Origin of the sequence: Streptomyces himastatinicus ATCC 53653, assembly GCF_000158915.1 — a bacterium.
Lineage (GTDB): Bacteria > Actinomycetota > Actinomycetes > Streptomycetales > Streptomycetaceae > Streptomyces > Streptomyces himastatinicus.
Genome location: NZ_GG657754.1, coordinates 1377021 through 1380768 on the forward strand (window position 1 = coordinate 1377021; position 3748 = coordinate 1380768).

General features: G+C 70.3%; 4 protein-coding genes. 1 reads left to right on the plus strand and 3 read right to left on the minus strand.

Annotated elements, in window-relative coordinates:
* From SSOG_RS05165 to SSOG_RS05175, 3 genes are all read right to left on the minus strand, one after another.
* On the minus strand, nt 1-447 hold a 447-nt coding region (locus tag SSOG_RS05165), incomplete at its 3' end, for an asparaginase (protein WP_039940655.1).
* Between the two features lie 87 nt (nt 448-534).
* Nucleotides 535-1995 (minus strand): amino acid permease, encoded by a 1461-nt coding sequence (locus SSOG_RS05170; protein ID WP_009713154.1) that lies wholly within the window; start codon nt 1993-1995, stop codon nt 535-537.
* Between the two features lie 29 nt (nt 1996-2024).
* On the minus strand, nt 2025-2741 hold the full coding sequence (locus SSOG_RS05175) for a FadR/GntR family transcriptional regulator (RefSeq protein WP_009713155.1): 717 nt from the start codon (nt 2739-2741) through the stop codon (nt 2025-2027).
* Between the two features lie 177 nt (nt 2742-2918).
* On the opposite strand from SSOG_RS05175, the gene SSOG_RS05180 reads away from it, so the two are divergent.
* On the plus strand, nt 2919-3748 hold an 830-nt coding region (locus SSOG_RS05180), incomplete at its 3' end, for an enolase C-terminal domain-like protein (protein WP_009713156.1).

Here is a 3748-nt window from a genome sequence, read left to right on the forward strand (position 1 = left end):
CCGGGTGGGCTTGCGGTCGGCCCGCAGCCACGCTTCGCGCATCGCGGCGCCGTACGGCAGGTCGGGGGTGTTGCGCAGCTCGTCCTCGGTGAGACCCGCCTGCTCCAGGATGCTCAGGGCCCCGGCCAGATGGGTGTCCTGGCCGGAGTGGCTGGCGGCGGTGAGCGAGAGCAGCGCGCCGTCCAGCGGCAGCCCGGCCCGCAGCAGCGCGACGGCCTGGACGGGCTTGATCGCGGACCGCGGGTAGAACGCCGCGTCGATGTCACCGGCCTGGAAGGCGACCCGGCCGTCGGCGGCCAGGACGACCGCCGAGCCGTGGTGCACACCCTCGATCACACCGGCGCGTATGACATGGGCGAGCGGCACATGGCGGGGTTCGCGGATGACGGGGGGCCCGGCCGGGGTGTGGCGAGCGTCGTCGGTGTGCTGCCCGGTGGTGGTGTTCATGGTGGTGGTGATGCTCCGGTCGTCGGGGTGGTTCAGGGGGTGGTTCATCCGCCCGGCCGGGGCGGGGGCCGTCCCGGCCGGGCCGGTCTACCGCTTGGCCGCCGCCTCGTCGCGGATGGCGTTCACCCGGCCCCTGGTACAGAACCAGCCGATGACCAGCGCCAGCGCGATTCCCGGGAGCGCCATGACGGTGAGCCGGCTGGGTCCGCCGTCGGCCCACATCAGGACCATGACGGAGAAGAGGAAGCCGAGGGTGACGATTTCGGTGTACGGCGAGCCGGGCAGCCGGTAGCCGGGCCGGGTGAGCTGACCGGCCTGGGCGCGGCGCCAGAAGAGCAGGTGGCAGATCATGATGATCGCCCAGGTGGAGAGGATGCCGAGCGCCGCGAAGTTGAGCACGATCTCGAACGCCTCGCTGGGCACGACGTAGTTGAGGCCGACGCCCAGCACACAGATGCTCGAGGTGAGGAGGATGCCGCCGTAGGGCACCTGGGTGCGGCTCATCGCACCGGTGAACTTGGGCGCGGAGCCCGCCATGGCCATCGAGCGCAGGATCCGGCCGGTGGAGTAGAGGCCGGAGTTGAGGCTGGACATCGCGGCGGTCAGCACGACGAGGTTCATCACATCGCCCGCCGCGGGCACGTTGAGCTTGGAGAGCACGGTGACGAACGGGCTCTGGTCGGCGGTGTAGGCGCCGGACGGCATCAGCAGGGAGAGCAGCACCACGGAGCCGACGTAGAAGACGGCGACGCGCCACATGATGGAGTTGATCGCCTTGGGCATGATCTTCTCGGGATTCTTCGTCTCGCCCGCGGTGACGCCGACGAGTTCGACGGAGGCGTAGGCGAAGACGACGCCCTGGATCACCAGCAGCATGGGCAGCGCACCGTGCGGGAACATGCCGCCGTGCTCGGTGATCAGGCTGGGGCCGGTGGAGTGGCCGTCCACGGGGTGGCGGCTGACCAGCAGGAAGATGCCGATCGCCATGAAGAGGACGAGCGCGCCGACCTTGATGATGGCGAACCAGAACTCCAGCTCACCGAAGATCTTCACGGAGATCAGGTTCACCGCCAGCACGACGGCGAGCGCGATCAGCGCGATCACCCACTGCGGGATGTCGGTGAACATGCCCCAGTAGTGGGTGTACGTCGCGACGGCGGTGATGTCGGCGATGCCGGTGGTGGACCAGTTGAGGAAGTACATCCACCCGGCGACGTAGGCGCCCTTCTCGCCGAGGAACTCCCGGGCGTAGGAGACGAACGCGCCCGAGGACGGCCGGTGCAGCACCAGCTCGCCGAGGGCCCGCACCACCAGAAAGGCGAAGACGCCGCAGACCGCGTACGCCACGGCCAGCGAGGGCCCGGCGTCCTTCAGGCGCCCTCCGGCGCCGAGGAACAGCCCGGTGCCGATGGCGCCGCCGATGGCGATCATGTTGACGTGCCGGGCCTTGAGGGACTTGCTGTAGCCGGCGTCGCCGGCGTCTACATGCTGGGGCTGGTCCGGCCCGTAGTCGTGGCGTTCTTCCTGCCGGAGGGACTGCTCGCTCACGCCTGCTGTCCGCCTTCCGTTGGTACGTATCACACGCCATCCGCCGAAGCGGGACGCACGATGGAGGTCAGGGTGGTCTCCACCCGTTCGAGGTGGTGGGTCATCGCCGCCACCGCGTCGGGTTCGGACCCGTCGGCGAGCGCCTCGACGATCGCCCGGTGTTCTCGGTTGGACTGCTCCCGGCGGCCGCCGAGTTCATTGAGGAATGCCGACTGCCGTGCCAGGGCGTCGCGGATCTCCTCGATGACCCGGCGGAAGACGGGGTTCTGCGCCGCCTGGGCGACGGCGAGATGGAACGTGGTGTCCATCGCCACCCAGGCGGTGGTGTCGGTCTCCCGCTCCATCCGGTCGAGCAGATGGGCCAGGTGGTCGAGATCCTCGGCGGAGCGGCGCAGGGCCGCGTACCCCGCGACGGGGATCTCGATGTGCCGCCGCACCTCCAGCAGGTCACTCGCGGCGTAGTCGCCGAAGGTGGGATCTTCCACCGGACCGCTGGAGATGACGAAGGTGCCCTTGCCGGTGCGCGAGGCGGTGAGCCCCATGGTCTGCAAGGCCCGCAGGGCCTCGCGGAGCACCGGACGGCTCACTTCCAGGCGACGGCACAGCTCGGCCTCGGAGGGGAGTTTGTCCCCTACCGCGTAGTCGCCGCGCTCGATGGCGTCCCGGAGGTGGCTGAGGACCGCCTCCATGGCACTCACCCGACGAGGAAACGATTCTGCGCCTGTCTGGCTGTCTGACAAGTTCACTCGAGGATCCTGAGCCGTGCGCCAAAGTGTTGTCAAGGGTTCTGATACGGCGAATGATCCAGCCGTTCAGCGAAGGGGATCCGGCCCACCTGCGCCCACTTTGCCCGTATATGGACTTTTCGTCGCCCTGGTCGGAGACTGCGACTGAGGGGGCGAAAGGACGGGGTGTGACCCGCGATGGCGACCATACGGCGGCCCACAGCACGCACGGCGACGAGGACGCGGATCACGGCGCTCGACACCCACGACATCCGCTTCCCCACCTCACGCTGGCTCCACGGCTCGGACGCCAGCCACCCCGACCCGGACTACTCGGCCGCGTACGTCATCGTCCGCACCGACGCCGGGGACGGCCTGGAGGGGCACGGCTTCTGCTTCACCATCGGCCGCGGCAACGAGGTCGAGGTCGCGGCGATCGACGCGCTGCGCCCGCGGCTGGTCGGCGCCGAGCTGCCCGCCCTGCCCGCCGGTCTGGCCGACGTCTACCGGTCCCTCGCCGACGACGGACAGCTGCGCTGGCTGGGCCCCGAGAAGGGCGTCACCCACATGGCCGTCGCGGCGGTGATGAACGCCCTGTGGGACCTGACCGCCAAGCGGGCCGGGAAACCGCTGTGGAAGCTGCTGTCCGACCTGGCCCCGGAGGAGCTGGTCGCGCTCGCCGACTTCCGCTACCTCTCCGACGCGCTGACCCCCGACGACGCCCTGCGGATCCTGCACCTTGCCGCACCCGGCAAGGCCGGGCGCGAGGCCCGGCTGCGGGCCGAGGGCTATCCGGCGTACCTCACCTCCTGCGGCTGGCTCGGCTACGACGACGACCGGCTCGCCCGGACCGCGCGGGCGGCCGTCGCCGACGGCTTCACCCAGATCAAGCTCAAGGTCGGCGCCTCCGTCGGCGACGACATCCGGCGCTGCCGGATCGCCCGCGAGGCCATCGGCCCGGACATCCGGCTGGCACTCGACGCCAACCAGCGCTGGGAGGTCGGCGAGGCGGTCGAGCGCACCCGGGC